The organism is Pseudomonas sp. 210_17 TE3656 (assembly GCF_054821965.1).
Window position 1 is genome coordinate 199,764 of sequence record NZ_JBTRBC010000001.1, and the last position, 13,938, is coordinate 213,701.

General features: G+C 61.7%; 18 protein-coding genes. 11 read left to right on the forward strand and 7 right to left on the reverse strand.

Annotated elements, in window-relative coordinates; all coding sequences use genetic code 11:
- Positions 1-139 precede the first annotated feature (139 nt).
- The 4 genes from ACVI9W_RS00945 (at position 140) to ACVI9W_RS00960 (ending at position 3,351) form a co-directional block, all read left to right on the forward strand.
- The gene (locus tag ACVI9W_RS00945) at positions 140-850 is read left to right on the forward strand and encodes a histidine phosphatase family protein (RefSeq protein WP_461528875.1); all 711 of its coding nucleotides are present in this window, start codon (positions 140-142) and stop codon (positions 848-850) included.
- A 57-nt stretch (positions 851-907) separates the two neighbouring features.
- Entirely contained in the window at positions 908-1,225 is a 318-nt protein-coding gene (locus ACVI9W_RS00950) for an SCP2 sterol-binding domain-containing protein (protein WP_028941938.1), read from the forward strand.
- Positions 1,226-1,493: 268 nt separating this feature from the next.
- The gene (locus ACVI9W_RS00955) at positions 1,494-2,561 is read left to right on the forward strand and encodes a phosphotransferase family protein (RefSeq protein ID WP_461528876.1); all 1,068 of its coding nucleotides are present in this window, start codon (positions 1,494-1,496) and stop codon (positions 2,559-2,561) included.
- Positions 2,562-2,583: 22 nt separating this feature from the next.
- Positions 2,584-3,351 (forward strand): SDR family oxidoreductase, encoded by a 768-nt coding sequence (locus ACVI9W_RS00960; RefSeq protein WP_191833542.1) that lies wholly within the window; start codon positions 2,584-2,586, stop codon positions 3,349-3,351.
- A 13-nt stretch (positions 3,352-3,364) separates the two neighbouring features.
- On the opposite strand, the gene ACVI9W_RS00965 is transcribed toward ACVI9W_RS00960, so the two are convergent.
- Both ACVI9W_RS00965 and ACVI9W_RS00970 read right to left on the reverse strand, forming a co-directional pair.
- Positions 3,365-3,964 (reverse strand): thioredoxin family protein, encoded by a 600-nt coding sequence (locus tag ACVI9W_RS00965; RefSeq protein ID WP_461528877.1) that lies wholly within the window; start codon positions 3,962-3,964, stop codon positions 3,365-3,367.
- Positions 3,965-3,988: 24 nt separating this feature from the next.
- The gene (locus ACVI9W_RS00970; protein WP_038611538.1) at positions 3,989-4,258 is read right to left on the reverse strand and encodes a DUF2790 domain-containing protein; all 270 of its coding nucleotides are present in this window, start codon (positions 4,256-4,258) and stop codon (positions 3,989-3,991) included.
- A 225-nt stretch (positions 4,259-4,483) separates the two neighbouring features.
- Here ACVI9W_RS00970 and ACVI9W_RS00975 point away from each other — a divergent pair, with 225 nt between their 5' ends.
- The 4 genes from ACVI9W_RS00975 (at position 4,484) to ACVI9W_RS00990 (ending at position 7,784) form a co-directional block, all read left to right on the forward strand.
- On the forward strand, positions 4,484-5,224 hold the full coding sequence (locus ACVI9W_RS00975; RefSeq protein ID WP_422416643.1) for a response regulator: 741 nt from the start codon (positions 4,484-4,486) through the stop codon (positions 5,222-5,224).
- 8 nt (positions 5,225-5,232) lie between these two features.
- Positions 5,233-6,534 (forward strand): sensor histidine kinase, encoded by a 1,302-nt coding sequence (locus tag ACVI9W_RS00980; protein ID WP_461531772.1) that lies wholly within the window; start codon positions 5,233-5,235, stop codon positions 6,532-6,534.
- Positions 6,535-6,660: 126 nt separating this feature from the next.
- Positions 6,661-7,284 carry a ferric reductase-like transmembrane domain-containing protein gene (locus tag ACVI9W_RS00985; protein WP_461528878.1) on the forward strand — a complete coding sequence of 208 codons (624 nt, stop codon included), beginning with the start codon at positions 6,661-6,663 and terminating at the stop codon, positions 7,282-7,284.
- 14 nt (positions 7,285-7,298) lie between these two features.
- The gene (locus ACVI9W_RS00990; RefSeq protein ID WP_461528879.1) at positions 7,299-7,784 is read left to right on the forward strand and encodes an HvfX family Cu-binding RiPP maturation protein; all 486 of its coding nucleotides are present in this window, start codon (positions 7,299-7,301) and stop codon (positions 7,782-7,784) included.
- Between the two features lie 70 nt (positions 7,785-7,854).
- Here ACVI9W_RS00990 and ACVI9W_RS00995 read toward each other — a convergent pair whose 3' ends face one another.
- The 5 genes from ACVI9W_RS00995 to ACVI9W_RS01015 all read right to left on the reverse strand — a co-directional run bounded on the left by ACVI9W_RS00995 (position 7,855) and on the right by ACVI9W_RS01015 (position 11,996).
- Positions 7,855-8,265 carry a cupin domain-containing protein gene (locus ACVI9W_RS00995; RefSeq protein ID WP_422416638.1) on the reverse strand — a complete coding sequence of 137 codons (411 nt, stop codon included), beginning with the start codon at positions 8,263-8,265 and terminating at the stop codon, positions 7,855-7,857.
- A gap of 22 nt (positions 8,266-8,287) precedes the next feature.
- Positions 8,288-9,043 (reverse strand): SDR family oxidoreductase, encoded by a 756-nt coding sequence (locus ACVI9W_RS01000; RefSeq protein WP_461528880.1) that lies wholly within the window; start codon positions 9,041-9,043, stop codon positions 8,288-8,290.
- A 244-nt stretch (positions 9,044-9,287) separates the two neighbouring features.
- Positions 9,288-10,007, reverse strand: coding sequence for an SDR family oxidoreductase (locus ACVI9W_RS01005; protein WP_461528881.1), 720 nt, complete (start codon positions 10,005-10,007; stop codon positions 9,288-9,290).
- Between the two features lie 103 nt (positions 10,008-10,110).
- The gene (gene yghX, locus ACVI9W_RS01010) at positions 10,111-10,998 is read right to left on the reverse strand and encodes a YghX family hydrolase (protein ID WP_461528882.1); all 888 of its coding nucleotides are present in this window, start codon (positions 10,996-10,998) and stop codon (positions 10,111-10,113) included.
- 47 nt (positions 10,999-11,045) lie between these two features.
- The gene (locus tag ACVI9W_RS01015) at positions 11,046-11,996 is read right to left on the reverse strand and encodes a LysR family transcriptional regulator (RefSeq protein WP_461528883.1); all 951 of its coding nucleotides are present in this window, start codon (positions 11,994-11,996) and stop codon (positions 11,046-11,048) included.
- Positions 11,997-12,123: 127 nt separating this feature from the next.
- Between ACVI9W_RS01015 and ACVI9W_RS01020 the strand changes: the two genes are divergently transcribed.
- The 3 genes from ACVI9W_RS01020 to ACVI9W_RS01030 all read left to right on the forward strand — a co-directional run bounded on the left by ACVI9W_RS01020 (position 12,124) and on the right by ACVI9W_RS01030 (position 13,791).
- Entirely contained in the window at positions 12,124-12,864 is a 741-nt protein-coding gene (locus tag ACVI9W_RS01020; RefSeq protein WP_038616661.1) for an SDR family NAD(P)-dependent oxidoreductase, read from the forward strand.
- 20 nt (positions 12,865-12,884) lie between these two features.
- Positions 12,885-13,100, forward strand: a complete 216-nt coding sequence (locus tag ACVI9W_RS01025) for a tautomerase family protein (protein ID WP_461528884.1) — start codon at positions 12,885-12,887, stop codon at positions 13,098-13,100.
- Positions 13,101-13,212: 112 nt separating this feature from the next.
- Complete coding sequence (locus tag ACVI9W_RS01030) at positions 13,213-13,791, forward strand: GNAT family N-acetyltransferase (RefSeq protein WP_461528885.1); 579 nt, start codon at positions 13,213-13,215, stop codon at positions 13,789-13,791.
- Positions 13,792-13,938 lie beyond the last annotated feature (147 nt).

Here is a 13,938-nt window from a genome sequence, read left to right on the forward strand (position 1 = left end):
CGCGGCCTTGCCCCTGCCAGCGTAGGAAATCTCCAGCAATGCAGTTCAAACGCTCTTTTCAAACGCTTGTATGTTTTTTCGTTGACAGCCCGCCAGCGGCATCCTAACCTCGGCCTCATTCTTAGCGCAGGCGCACGACGTGGGCAGTATCTACCTGATTCGACATGGCCAGGCCTCATTCGGTGCAGACGACTACGACGTCCTCTCGCCGGTGGGCATACGCCAGAGCGAAGCACTCGGCGAACACCTGGCACAGCTGGGGGTACGCCTGGATCGTTGCCTGGCTGGCGACTTGCGCCGCCAGCAAGATACCGCGCGCCTGGCGTTGGCCGCCATGCATGACGCCGGCTGCAACGTGCCGCAGCTGGAAACCGATGCCGCTTTCAACGAGTTCGATGCCGACGCCGTAATCCGCAGTCTGTTGCCCGGCTTGTTGCCACAAGAGCCTGAAGCGCTGCATATCCTGCGCAACGGGGCGCAAAACCGCGCCGAGTTCCAGCGTCTGTTCGCACTGCTTATCCAGCGTTGGCACGGCGGCGAGCACCAAAGTGACTGCCTGGAATCCTGGCAGGGGTTTGTCGAGCGTGTCGACGGAGGCCTGCAGCGGGTGCTGCAACAGGCCGGCAACGGCGACAACATTGCGATTTTCACCTCGGGTGGCACGATCACCGCCCTGCTCCACCTGGTTACCCGTATCACTGCCAGCCAGGCTTTCGAGCTGAACTGGCAGATCATCAACACCTCGCTCAGCCAGCTGAAGTTTCGTGGCCGCGAGGTGGCCCTGGCTTCCTTCAACAGCCAAGCGCATGTGCAGCTGCTGAAGGTGCCGGAGCTCATCACCTACCGTTGAGTCCCGGCCCGTGGCAGCCTTCACCGGTTGCCGTAATCACTTAATAAGGAACACACCATGAGCGATGTAGCAAAAGCCGTCGAAGCGATGAAAGCCAAGTTCAACCCAGCCGCTGCTGCCGGTCTTGACCTGGTGTTCGGTTTCAACATCACCGACGAAGACAAGCACTACGCCCTGATCGTCAAGGATGGCACCTGCGAAATCCAGGAAGGCGAAAACGCCGACGCCAACTGCACTCTGGTGCTGGACAGCGAAACCCTCAAAGGTATCGTCAGCGGCGACACCGATGGCATGCAAGCGTTCATGGGCGGCAAGCTGCGCGTTGAAGGCGACATGATGCTGTCGATGAAGCTGAGCGAGCTGTTCCCGGCCTGAGCCCTGCGCTGATGCCAGACAAAACCGAAGCCTTGAACGGCTTCGGTTTTTTTTCGTCTGCTCTTCGGTGGGAGCGGGCTTGTCCCGCGATGCGATGTGACTGAGAGATCGCGATCGCGGGGCAAGCCCGCTCCCACTGGCTGTCACCCATCAGGGGCGTTGATCGACCTGCAACACGCTGGCCTATAAGGCTGTGCCAGACTTGTTCGGGCCTGTCGCGAGAATTAGATTAGCCAATAGTCACTGGCTTCAATCATAAGGGAAAAGCATGACGCTCACCGATCAGTCCACCCAGGTCCGCCCCGGCGAAGAACTCGATGCCGCTGTCATCGACCCTTATCTGAAGGCGCACATTGCCGGCCTCAGCGGCACGCCGCACATCAGTCAGTTCCCCGGCGGCGCGTCCAACCTGACGTACCTGGTGCAGTACCCCGAGCGCGAGTTCGTCCTGCGCCGTCCGCCGTTCGGCCACAAGGCCAAGTCGGCCCACGACATGGGGCGCGAGTTCCGCATCCTCAACCAGCTCAACAGCGGCTTCCCCTACTGCCCCAAGGCCTACGTGCATTGCACCGACGAGGCGCTGATCGGCGGCGAGTTCTACGTCATGGACCGGGTCAAGGGCATCATCCTGCGCTCAGACCTGCCGCCGGAGCTGGGCCTGGATGCCACACGTACCGAGGCGCTGTGCAAGAGCTTCATCGAACGCATGGTCGAGCTGCACCAGGTGGACTACAACGCCTGCGGCCTGGGCGACCTGGGCAAGCCGGAAGGTTACGTGCAGCGCCAGATCGAGGGCTGGAGCAGTCGCTATGAGAAGGCCCTGACCCCGGATGCGCCGCGCTGGGAAAAGGTCATCGCCTGGCTGCGCGAAAAGATGCCGGCCGATCATCCCAAGCCTGCCATCGTGCACAACGACTACCGCTTCGACAACGTCATCCTCGATGCCGACAACCCGATGCGCATCATCGGTGTGCTCGACTGGGAAATGACCACCATCGGCGATCCGCTGATGGACCTGGGCAACACCCTGGCCTACTGGATCGAAGCCAGCGACCCGGCACCGGTGCAGCTGATGCGCCGTCAGCCAAGCAACGCCCCGGGCATGCTCAGCCGCCGGCAGTTCGTCGACTACTACGCCGAATGCGCCGGAATCAGCATCGACAACTACGACTTCTATTACACCTACGGCCTGTTCCGTCTGGCCGGTATCGTCCAGCAGATCTACTACCGCTTCTTCCACGGCCAGACCCAGGACAAGCGCTTCGCCCAGTTCATTCATATGAACAAGCTGCTGGAGCACATGAGCCTGCAGGTCATCGCCAAGTCCAGCCTCTGACGACTACAACAAGGAAAAGACCATGTCCAAGACCCAACTGTTCGACCTCGACGGCAAGATCGCCTTTGTTTCCGGCGCCAGTCGCGGCATCGGCGAGGCGATTGCCCACCTGCTGGCCCAGCAAGGCGCGCATGTGATCGTTTCCAGCCGCAAGCTCGACGGCTGCCAGCAAGTCGCCGACGCCATCGTCGCCGCCGGCGGCAAGGCCACGGCGATTGCCTGCCATATCGGCGAGATGGAACAGATCAACGCCGTGTTTGCAGCTATCCGCGAGCAGTTCGGGCGCCTGGATATCCTGGTCAACAACGCCGCGACCAACCCGCAGTTCTGCAACGTGCTGGACACCGACCTTGGCGCCTTCCAGAAGACCGTCGATGTGAACATCCGCGGCTACTTCTTCATGTCGGTCGAAGCCGGCAAGCTGATGCGCGAAAACGGCGGCGGCAGCATCATCAACGTCGCTTCGATCAACGGCGTATCGCCAGGCGTGTTCCAGGGTATCTACTCGGTGACCAAGGCAGCGGTGATCAACATGACCAAGGTCTTCGCCAAGGAATGCGCACCCTTCGGCATTCGCTGCAACGCCCTGCTGCCTGGCCTGACCGACACCAAATTCGCCTCGGCGCTGGTCAAGAACGATGCCATCCTCAACACCGCGCTGCAGCAGATCCCGCTCAAGCGCGTGGCCGACCCGAAAGAGATGGCCGGTGCAGTGCTGTACCTGGCCAGTGACGCCTCGAGCTACACCACCGGTGTGGCATTGAACGTGGACGGCGGCTTCCTCTCCTGATTGCTGGGCGGCATCAAGGGGCAAGCCCGCGCTGCTCTGCCAGCAGCTGCTGGATCACTTGCTCCTGGGTGTCATAGGCGCCCTCGCCGAAATGCACAAAGCGTACCTGGCCCCGGGCATCGACAAAGTAGTGCGCCGGCCAGAATTGATTGCCGAAGGCATTCCAGATGGCATAACGGTTGTCGATGGCCACCGGGTACTCGATACCCAGCTTGGCGACTTGCCCACGCACGTTGTCGATGTCGTTTTCGTAGTCGTACTCCGGGGTGTGCACGCCGATCACCACCAGGCCCTGTTCGGCGTAGCGCTTGGCCCAGTTGTTGACGTACGGCAGACTACGCCGGCAATTGATGCAGTCGTAGGTCCAGAAATCTACCAGCACCACCTTGCCCTTGAGCGCTTCGCGATCCAGCGGTGGCGAATTGAGCCACTGCACTGCGCCGCTCAATTCAGGCATGGGTCCCAAGGTGTCCAGCTGCGAAGGACCGGCCAGCAAGCGGCCGCCCAGGCCTACAGCAATCAGGGAAAGGGCCAGCGCAGCGGCGATGCCAACCTTGCTCCGGGTTGGATTCAGGCGGCGCAAGGCGCCGCCCAGCGATGTGAACAATGACATGCTCGGCTCTCTCCGTGAGGGTGCTTAACCGCCTTCGTGGCAGGCACCGGTGGCGTAGGTCTGGTATTGCAGGCTGTGCGGCTGGCCCTTGGAGTCCAGGTAGTCCATCTTCGCGGTGACCACGCCACAGGCCTCGCCATTGTTGTTTTCGTGGATTGACAGGACTTTCTTCACGTCCAGATGCTGGCCGTAATGATAGTTCTGCACGGGTATGCTGCTGTCGGCAAAGGCACTGAAGGCACCGAAACCGAAAAGGGCGAACAGGCTGATGCGAGCCAGGGTCTTGATAGTCATGTCGAGTCTCCCGGGTGAAAATCTCACCCTCTGCCGGAGAGGAACAGCCCTCCCCGTTGAGACCTATTTGAGGCGCCCAAGGTATCGCCGATGTGTCTGGATCACGCCGGATTGCCTCTTCAGGTATCTGCCGGCACAACAGATACACTGCAATACAAACCCCGGCAGGCAAGCGCCACCGGGCTCTGTACACTTCAGGCCAAAGCGCTTGAACAGGAGCCAGGCATGGATCATATCGATCATGTGCTGATCGTCGACGACGATCGCGAAATCAGAGAACTGGTAGGCAACTACCTGAAGAAGAACGGGCTGCGCACCAGCATCGTCGCTGACGGCCGGCAGATGCGCGCCTTTCTGGAATCCAACGTGGTCGACCTGATCGTCCTCGACATCATGATGCCCGGCGACGACGGCCTGTTGCTGTGTCGCGAACTGCGTGCCGGTAAACACAAGGCCACCCCGGTGCTGATGTTGACCGCGCGCAACGATGAGACCGACCGCATCATCGGCCTGGAGATGGGCGCCGACGACTACCTGACCAAACCCTTCTCGGCGCGCGAACTGCTGGCACGCATCAATGCCGTGCTGCGCCGCACGCGGATGCTGCCGCCGAACCTGACCCTCAGCGAAAGCAGCCGCTTGATCGCTTTTGGCCAATGGCGCCTGGACACCACCGCCCGTCACCTGCTCGACGGCGACGGCACCCTGGTAGCCCTCAGTGGCGCCGAATACCGTCTGCTACGGGTGTTCCTCGACCACCCACAGCGAGTACTCAGCCGCGAGCAATTGCTCAACCTCACCCAGGGCCGCGAAGCGGATATCTTCGACCGCTCCATCGACCTGCTGGTCAGCCGCTTGCGCCAACGCCTGCAGGACGACGCCCGCGAGCCGGCCTATATCAAGACCGTGCGCAGTGAGGGCTATGTGTTCTCGCTCCCCGTACACATGGTCGAGCCGCAGTCATGAGTGCAACGCTGCGCTGGCCGCGCACCCTGGCCTCGCGCCTGGCACTGATCTTTTTCACCGGGCTGGTGCTGGCCTATGGCTTGTCGTTCAGCTTTCAGTTCTACGAGCGCTACATCAGTTCACGCTCGATGATGCTCGGTAACCTGGAACAGGACGTATCCACCTCGGTAGCCATCCTCGACCGCCTGCCCGCCGCGGAACGCGAGGCCTGGCTGCCGCGCCTGGAACGGCGTACCTACCGTTACCGGCTGGATGAAGGCCAACCGGGTCAGCCGTTGTCATTGGCCAACGCGCCGATGGCGGCCCAGTCCATCGACAAAGCCATCGGCCATCAGTATCCGTTGATTTTCAACAACCTCCCCGGCCCGAATCCGCACTTTCAGGTGCACCTGCGCCTGGCCGACGGCAAACCGCTGACGGTGGATGTCACGCCGGCGCCGATACCGTTATCGACCTGGTTGCCGGTGGTGTTGCTGATTCAACTGGCGCTGTTGCTGCTATGCACATGGCTGGCGGTGAAGACCGCCATCAGCCCGCTGACCCGCCTGGCCCACGCCGTCGACAGCCTCGACCCCAATGCACCGGGCCCGCTGCTGGATGAAAGCGGCCCGCGCGAAGTGCGCTACGCCGCCGTGGCCTTCAATTCATTGCAAGCGCGCATCGCCGCCTACCTCAAGGAGCGCATGCAGCTGCTGGCGGCGATATCCCATGATCTGCAAACCCCCATCACGCGCATGAAGCTGCGGGTCGAAGTGATGGACCCGTCGCACGAGAAAGACAAACTCTGGAGCGATCTGGAAGCCATGGAGCACCTGGTGCGCGAGGGCGTAGCCTATGCGCGCAGCATCGACGGCAGCACCGAAGCCAGTTGCCGGGTCAACCTCGACGCCTTTCTCGACAGCCTGGTGCTCGACTACCAGGACAGCGGCCAGCAGGTGCTGCTTGAGGCCAGCACCGGCGCGGTGATCGACACCCGCCCGCATGCCTTGCGCCGGGTGCTGGTCAACCTGATCGACAATGCCCTCAAGTTCGCCGGCGCCGCGCAACTGGAAGTGGAGTCAGGTGCGGGCCGTACCACCCTGATCCGGGTGCTGGACAATGGCCCCGGCATTCCCGCCGATGAACTTGAAGAGGTGCTCAAGCCGTTCTACCGCGTCGAAGGCTCGCGCAACCGCACCACCGGCGGCACCGGCCTGGGCCTGGCCATCGCCCATCAGCTGACCCAGGCCATCGGCGGCAACCTGAGCCTGAGCAATCGCGACGGTGGTGGCCTGTGTGCACAGATCGAGTTGCCCGCGCGTGGCGTCTGAAGCTTTCAGTACATAGCGATACATAACTGGCAGTGGCCGACACACTGCAGATAAGTGCCCTTGCAACACTCCCGGACAGATAAGGCGCCGCCACCCCGACGGTGCCCTCTGCCTCTGGAGCCCTTGATGAAACTGCCCCCTTTGCCCTCCGGCTGGAAACTGTTCGGCCTGCTGGCCGTGTTGACCCTGGCGATGACCACACTGATCCTGGCCGCCCAGCCGCTGGGCGCGGACGGCCTGCGCAGCGCTATCCGCGCCACCGCCCGCAGCTCGCTCGCCTTGTTTCTGCTGACCTTCCTGGCCTCGTCCCTGGCCATTCTGCTGCCGGGTGACACGACCCGTCGGCTGCTGCGCGAGCGGCGCTACCTGGGCCTGGCATTTGCCTTCTCGCACACCGTGCACGGGATGTTGATCTACCGCTACTCGCAGCAGTTTCCAGCGCTTTTCTGGGCTGGGCGCACGGTCACTTCAAGCCTACCCGGCGCCTTTGGTTACCTGTTCATCCTGTTGCTGACCCTGACCTCGTTCAAGGCACCGATGCGCCTGCTCGGGTCGCGGGCCTGGAAGCAACTGCACAGTGTCGGTACCTGGGTCATTGCCCTGGTGTTCTGCCTGTCGTTCTACAAACGCATTCCCATGGGCGCCTGGTATGTACTGGCTTTCTCGACAATGTTCGCCGCCATTGCCCTCAAACTCACCGCCAAGCTGGCTCTGCGTGTGCGCCGCACAGCAGCGGCCTTTGCGTCCTGATCGAGGAAATTGTCATGACCGCTATCACGACCCCGTTCGCGCCCCTGAATCGCCTTGGTGCCTGGAGCGCCGACCTCGCCTTGCGAGTGTTTCTGGCCTGGGAATTTTTCGAGTCGGGCTGGCAAAAATGGAATGGCGAGAACTGGTTCGAACAGCTCCAGTCGGCCTTTCCTTTCCCGTTCAACCAGCTGTCGGCCAGCTTCAACTGGCAGCTGTCGATGTGGGCAGAACTGCTGTGCGCGTTGTTGCTGTTGCTGGGCCTGGCGACGCGCTTCTCTGCACTGGTGCTGTTCATCGTCACCGTGGTGGCCATTGCCGCGGTACATTGGCCGGCGCACTGGTCGGGACTGGCAGAGCTGGCGCAGGGCTACTCGATCAGTGACCATGGCTTTGGCAATTACAAGCTGCCGTTGATCTACCTGGTGGCATTGGTGCCGCTGATGCTCAACGGGGCCGGGAAACTGAGCCTGGATAATCTGCTGCAGCGCTGGCGGCGTTGAGATGATCGCGGGGCAAGCCCGCTCCCACAGTGTTAACCCAACCTTGTGGGAGCGGGCTTGCCCCGCGATGCTACTGCGCCGGCAGCACCGCCGGCTTGTCGGCATCCTTGAGCAGAAACACCACAAACTTCGCCGGCTTGTCCTGGCTGGCATTGCGCCCGACCGTGTGAATATCGGCCGGGCCTTCATGGAAGGTCTGACCAGGCATCAAGGTGACTTCCTTGCCACCCTTCACCCCCATGACCACCGAGCCCTCCAGCACATAGACAAAGCCATGCGCGTCATGACGGTGCACCGGGTCGGCGCCCCCCGGCGGATACGCCACCTCCAGGATCAGCACTTCCTTGCCCGGGTAGTCGGGCAGCGCATGGGTCATCACCGGGGTAACGGTGGGCGGCGGCGCGCTGGTTGTCGGGGATTGGCCATGAACGGCGGTGACGCCCATCAAAGGTACAAGCACAAGCAATGACTGGATGCGCATAGGGCTCTCCTGGTCTTGTGTGTCAGCGTTGGACAGGTGTGTTTTTCAACCACGTCTGGAAATGCAGGCCGCCGATGATCGCATCGACGTCGGGCGTCAGCGAGCGATCATTGATCGGTGCGCCGAAATAAGCGGCCTGGGGATCGGCGATCACTTCGCGGGGGTCCTGTTGGTGCTGCAGATAACTGCGCACGAACTGGTCCAGCGGCTGACGGTCAGGCCCCGCTACCTCGAAAGTGCGATTGGCCGCAGGCTTGTCGACAAGGTCGGCCAGTACCTGGGCAACGTCGGATGAGGCCACCGGCTGCAGTGCAGCGGTGGTCACGCGCACACAGTTGCCGTCGGCACCGGAGTAGGCAATCGCGCCCATGAACTCGAAAAACTGCGTGGCCCGCAGGATGGTATAGGGCACACCGGCGTGTTTGATCAGCTCCTCCTGAGCCATCTTGGCGCGAAAGTACCCGCTTTCCAGCATGCGCTCGGTGCCCACAACGCAGAGTGCGATGTGATGCTTCACTCCGCGGGCCTTTTCGGCGGCAAACAGATTGCGCCCGCAGGTTTCGAAGAACCGTAACACTGCACTGTCTTCAAACGACGGCGAGTTAGCCACATCCACCACTACATCAGCGCCTTCCAGTGCCAGCTCCAGACCTTCACCGGTCAGGGCATTGACGCCGGTTTGCGGGGATGCGGCAAGCACCGCATGCCCCGTCGCACGCAGGTTGTTGCACAACTGGGTACCGATCAGGCCGGTACCGCCAATCACAACGACTTTCATGGCAGAGTCTCCCGCAAAGTGGGCGGCGAGCGTGTCCGACGCCACGGGATGACTGCATTAGGTGGTAAGGGGCCCGCTCGTTGGTAGCGTTGCAACAATCCATGATAGTGCTTCGTGCACTGGCGAGCGCAGGGACGGATCAGTGGTGATCTCCTGTGGGAGCGGCGGTGCGACGTCTCGACTTGCCCCGCGATAGCGATATGACTGACAAACCGCTATCGCGGGGCAAGCCCGCTCCTACAGGTCAGAAGCGCTCGTCCAGTATCGCCGGCAAGGTCAGTTCCCGGACAAAACTGGCCGACGACAGGCTCAGGGCCATGCGCACCACCTGGACCACATCGTGTACCGGGATCAACTGCCCCTCACCCTGCTGCTCAGCCACCTCACGCGGGATAGCCAGGGCGTCATCGGTGTTCAGATAACCCAGGTTCAGGCAGGTAACCCCCAGGTGCTGCTGGCGATAGCCCTCGCGCAAGGCATCGGCAATGCCTCGCAGGGCGAACTTGGACGCGCCGAAAGTGACTTCCGGACGCCCGCTGCGGGCAAGTCCAGAGGTTGAGCCGGTGAGAATGATACGCGGGCGGGTGCTTTGCAGCAGGGTCGGCAGCAGGCGCTTGATGACCAGCAGGGTCGCGGTGATGTTGCAGCTGACAATGGCTTCGATCTGCTCCTCGTCATCTTCGAGAAAGTCGTAGTCGGGGCCAAAAGCACGCTGTTCCCAGATCCCCAGGTTGTAGATCAAGGTGTCCAGCCCCTGTTCAGCCACCGCCTGCTCCAGCTGCTGCGCGGCTTGCCGGGGATGGGTCAGGTCGGCCGCAATCCATTGGACCTGCACTCCGGGTTGAGCGCCGAGCCCTTGCGGCTTGCTGCGCGACACGCCGATCAGGGTGTCGCCGGCCTCTCCCAAGCCCTCGATCAACGCCTTGCCCAACCCTTTGCTGGCACCTACCACCATGGTTCTCATCGCCTGTCTCCTGACGTGGCTTGCTGTTTGAGGCGGACATGCCAGCAGAACGATGAGGGTTTGGCAAAGCGTCGACTGTATCCAGATGTGTAGCTGTTAGCCGCTATGCCAGGTAGCGCCGGAACCAATCCAGGGTCCGCTCCCAGGCCAGCTTCGCCGCCGCTTCGTCGTAGCGCGGCGTGGTGTCGTTGTGAAAGCCGTGATTGGCGCCGGGATAAAAATAGGCTTCGAAGGTCTTGCCCGTCGCTTTCAGCGCCCGCTCGTAGGCTGGCCAGCCCTCATTGATGCGGGTGTCCAGCTCGCCGTAATGCAGCAACACCGGCGCCTTGATCTTCGCGACATCCTTGGTGTCCGGCTGACGTCCGTAGAAAGACACCGCCGCCCCCAGCTCCGGATAGGCCACCGCCGCCGCGTTGGCCACACCACCGCCGTAGCAAAAGCCGGTGATACCGACTTTGCCGGTGGTGTGTTCGTTCTTCATCAACCACTCGATGGCGGCGAAGAAGTCATTCATCAGCTTTTGCGGGTCGACCTTTTCCTGCAGTGCACGGCCCTTGTCGTCATCGCCCGGATAGCCGCCAACCGAGGTCAGTCCATCGGGCGCCAAGGCAACAAAACCGGCTTTGGCCAGACGCCGTGCGACATCTTCGATATAGGGGTTCAGGCCGCGATTCTCATGCACCACCACAACCCCCGGCACTTTGCCCTGTACCTTGGCCGGGCGCACCAGATAACCACGGACCTGACCATGGCCCCTGGGTGAAGGATAAGTGACATATTCGGCGATGATGTCCGGATCGTTGGCCGCCACTTGCACGGCCAGCGCGTAGTTGGGGCTCAAGGAGGCCAACAAGGCACTGGCGGTCATCCCGGCCAGAGTGAAAGCCGCTGCACGGTCGAGAAACTCACGGCGGTTGATCTGGCCGTGGGCATAGTAGTCATAGAGTTCGAGCAGTTCAGGGGCAAAGTCTTTGGCAGTGAGACGTTCCATGGGCGCATGCTCTGTGAAGTGAGTCAGGGGCACGAAGGTCTGATTCATTAAAGCAGGCTTGCCGGTTCATGGCTGGGGCGTGATGAATGCGTATCGTCGTTGTGCAACAGGAAATCGATCATTGCCCTGACCCGCGACGGCACATGCCGGGCATGCGGATAGATAAGCATGAACGGTCGCGAGGCACCGCCGAAGTCGCTGAGCACCTCCACCAACTGCCCGTTGTCCAGTTCCTGTTGCACGGTGAATCGATAGGCCTGCATCAACCCGGCGCCGCTTTTCACCAGGGTGACGGTTGCCAGAAAGTCCTCCAGACAGGTGTAACTACCTGAGGTTTGCAGCTCCATCGGTTTACCGCCAACGCGAAAAGACCAGGTGCTGGGACGACCGCTGCTGGGCAGCTCGAACTGGATGCATTCATGATCGAGCAAGTCCTGCGGCGTCCCGGGCGTCCCCACGCGCCGCAGGTAGTCGGGTGTCGCCACCACCACCAGCTCGGCATCCTCCAGGCGGCGGGCGATCAGGTTCGAATCGGCAGGTTCGCGCCCGCGGATCGCCAGGTCATAGCCTTCATCGGCAAAGTCGATGTTGCGGTTGCTGACGTGCACATCGATCCGCACCTGCGGATAGCGCTGACGAAACAGCGGCAGGCGCGGCAGCAGTCGATAATGAGCGTAGGGTGTCGGCATGCTGATGCGCAACAAACCGGACGGCATCACCTGTGAACCGCTGACCTCACGCTCGGCATCGACCAGTTGCGTCAGGGCCTGACGGCATTGTTCGTAGTATCGGCGCCCACCTTCGGTCAGGCGCATCTGGCGGGTAGTGCGCACGAACAAACGCACGCCCAGTCGTTCTTCCAGACGCGCCACCGAGCGGCTCACCGCCGCCGGGGTGATCCCGGCCTGGGTTGCGGCACCGGTGAAACTGCTGGTTTCAGCCGCCAGACAGAACAGCTCGATACTGCCCAGTTGAAAATCATCGAAAAGGCGCGTCATGGTCGCTCGATTAGTTACATGGAGTATCTATTCAAGTTCCATACGCACCATTTTTCAAGTGCAGCTTGCCAATTACAGTGAACTCCACCTACCGGGCCTACCGCCCGGCCTTTTGGAGAGATCAATCATGCAAGCCAGCAAAACCGTCATCGTCACCGGCGCTTCCAGCGGCCTGGGTTTCGCCATCGCCAAAGCCTACCTTGAGCGCGGCGACAATGTAGTCGGCAACGCCCGCACCCTGGCGCGCTTGCAGGAAGCCGCGGATAAATTGGGCAATCCGGCAAATTTCCTCCTGGTGGAAGGCGACATTTCCCAGCCGCAAACGGCTGAAAGACTGTTCGCCCAGGCCATTGAAGCCTTCGGCAAGGTCGACGTGCTGGTCAACAATGCCGGCATCTTTATCGCCAAGCCAGTGGCCGAGTACACCCCGGCTGACATCGAGGCCATCGTCGACACCAACCTCAAAGGCTTCGTTTATCCCGCCCAGGCGGCTGCACGGCACATGACACAGAACGGCGCCGGGCAGATCATCGCCATCACCGCCTCCATCGCCCTGCAACCCAATACCAAGGTGCCGGCGCTGCTGCCGGTACTGATCAAGGGCGGCTTGAACCAGGCGGTACGCGCCCTGGCGCTGGAACTGGCGTCTGCGCAAGTACAGGTCAATGGCGTGGCGCCGGGGATCATCGATACCCCACTGCATGGCGATGACCCGCAGGTGCGCAACGCGCTCAAGGCCCTGGCCCCGACCGGACAGATCGGTACTCCTCAGGACGTTGTCGATGCTGTGCTTTACTTGAGCGACTCGCGTTTCGTCACCGGAACCGTCATGGCGGTGGATGGTGGTTCGGCTACAGGTGTCTGGTAAGCAATCGGAGGAAAACCGTCATGCCCTATGTTCATATTCGGGTCACCCAGGAAGGCGTCAGCGCCGAGCAAAAGCGCGCACTGATCGAAGGAACTACCGAGCTGTTGTTTCAGGTGCTGAACAAGCCACCGGCCTCGACCTTTGTGGTAATCGAGGAAGTGCCGACCGACAACTGGGGGGTCGGCGGTGAGACGGTGACAGCGCTGCGCAAACGTGAAAAACAAACTTCGGGCTGACCAGGGCTCACGCTGCTGACTACCGATCCGCGCATGGCGGATCGCTAGTCAGCGTTTGCGCCGATCTGCTAGCCTCAAACGCCCCCAACCCTGCAAACAGACCCCATTACCAATGCCCCTCGCCCTGATCGGTAGCACCGTCGAACTCCAGCCCCTGCGCAGCGACCACGCCCCTCACCTGCTGGCCGCCGCTGCCGATGGCGAACTGTGGAACCTCAAGGTCACCGCCGTTCCTGGTGCGGATACGGTCGAGCAGTACATCGCCACTGCCCTGGCCGGCCAGCAGGCCGGCACTGTGCTGCCTTTCGCCATCGTCCAGCGTGACAGTGGCAACGTGGTTGGCTCCACGCGTTTCTGGAAGATCGACCGGCACAACCGCAAGCTGGAGATCGGCCACACCTGGCTGAGCGCCTCGGTGCAGCGCTCCGGCATCAATACCGAAGCCAAGTACCTGTTGCTCTGTCATGCCTTCGAGGTCATGCAGTGCGTGCGCGTGCAGTTCAGTACCGATGTGCTCAATGACAAATCCCGCGCCGCCATTCTGCGTATCGGCGCCGTTGAAGAAGGCATCGTCCGCCACGAGCGAATCATGCCTGACGGACGCAAGCGCGATACCCGGCGCTTCAGCATCATCGACTCGGAATGGCCAGCGGTGAAACAGCACTTGCAGCGTTTGCTCAACCGCGAATGAGGCGGTTCGGACAAGCCGATGGAACGCCCACCTAGGTAAAGGCGTTTGCCGAGCAGATGATCAAGGATCACACTAAAACCAATCAGCTGCCGACCTTGAAACATCACCTCGAAGTGGCCAAGCAACTGCAGAACGCGCACCGCAAGA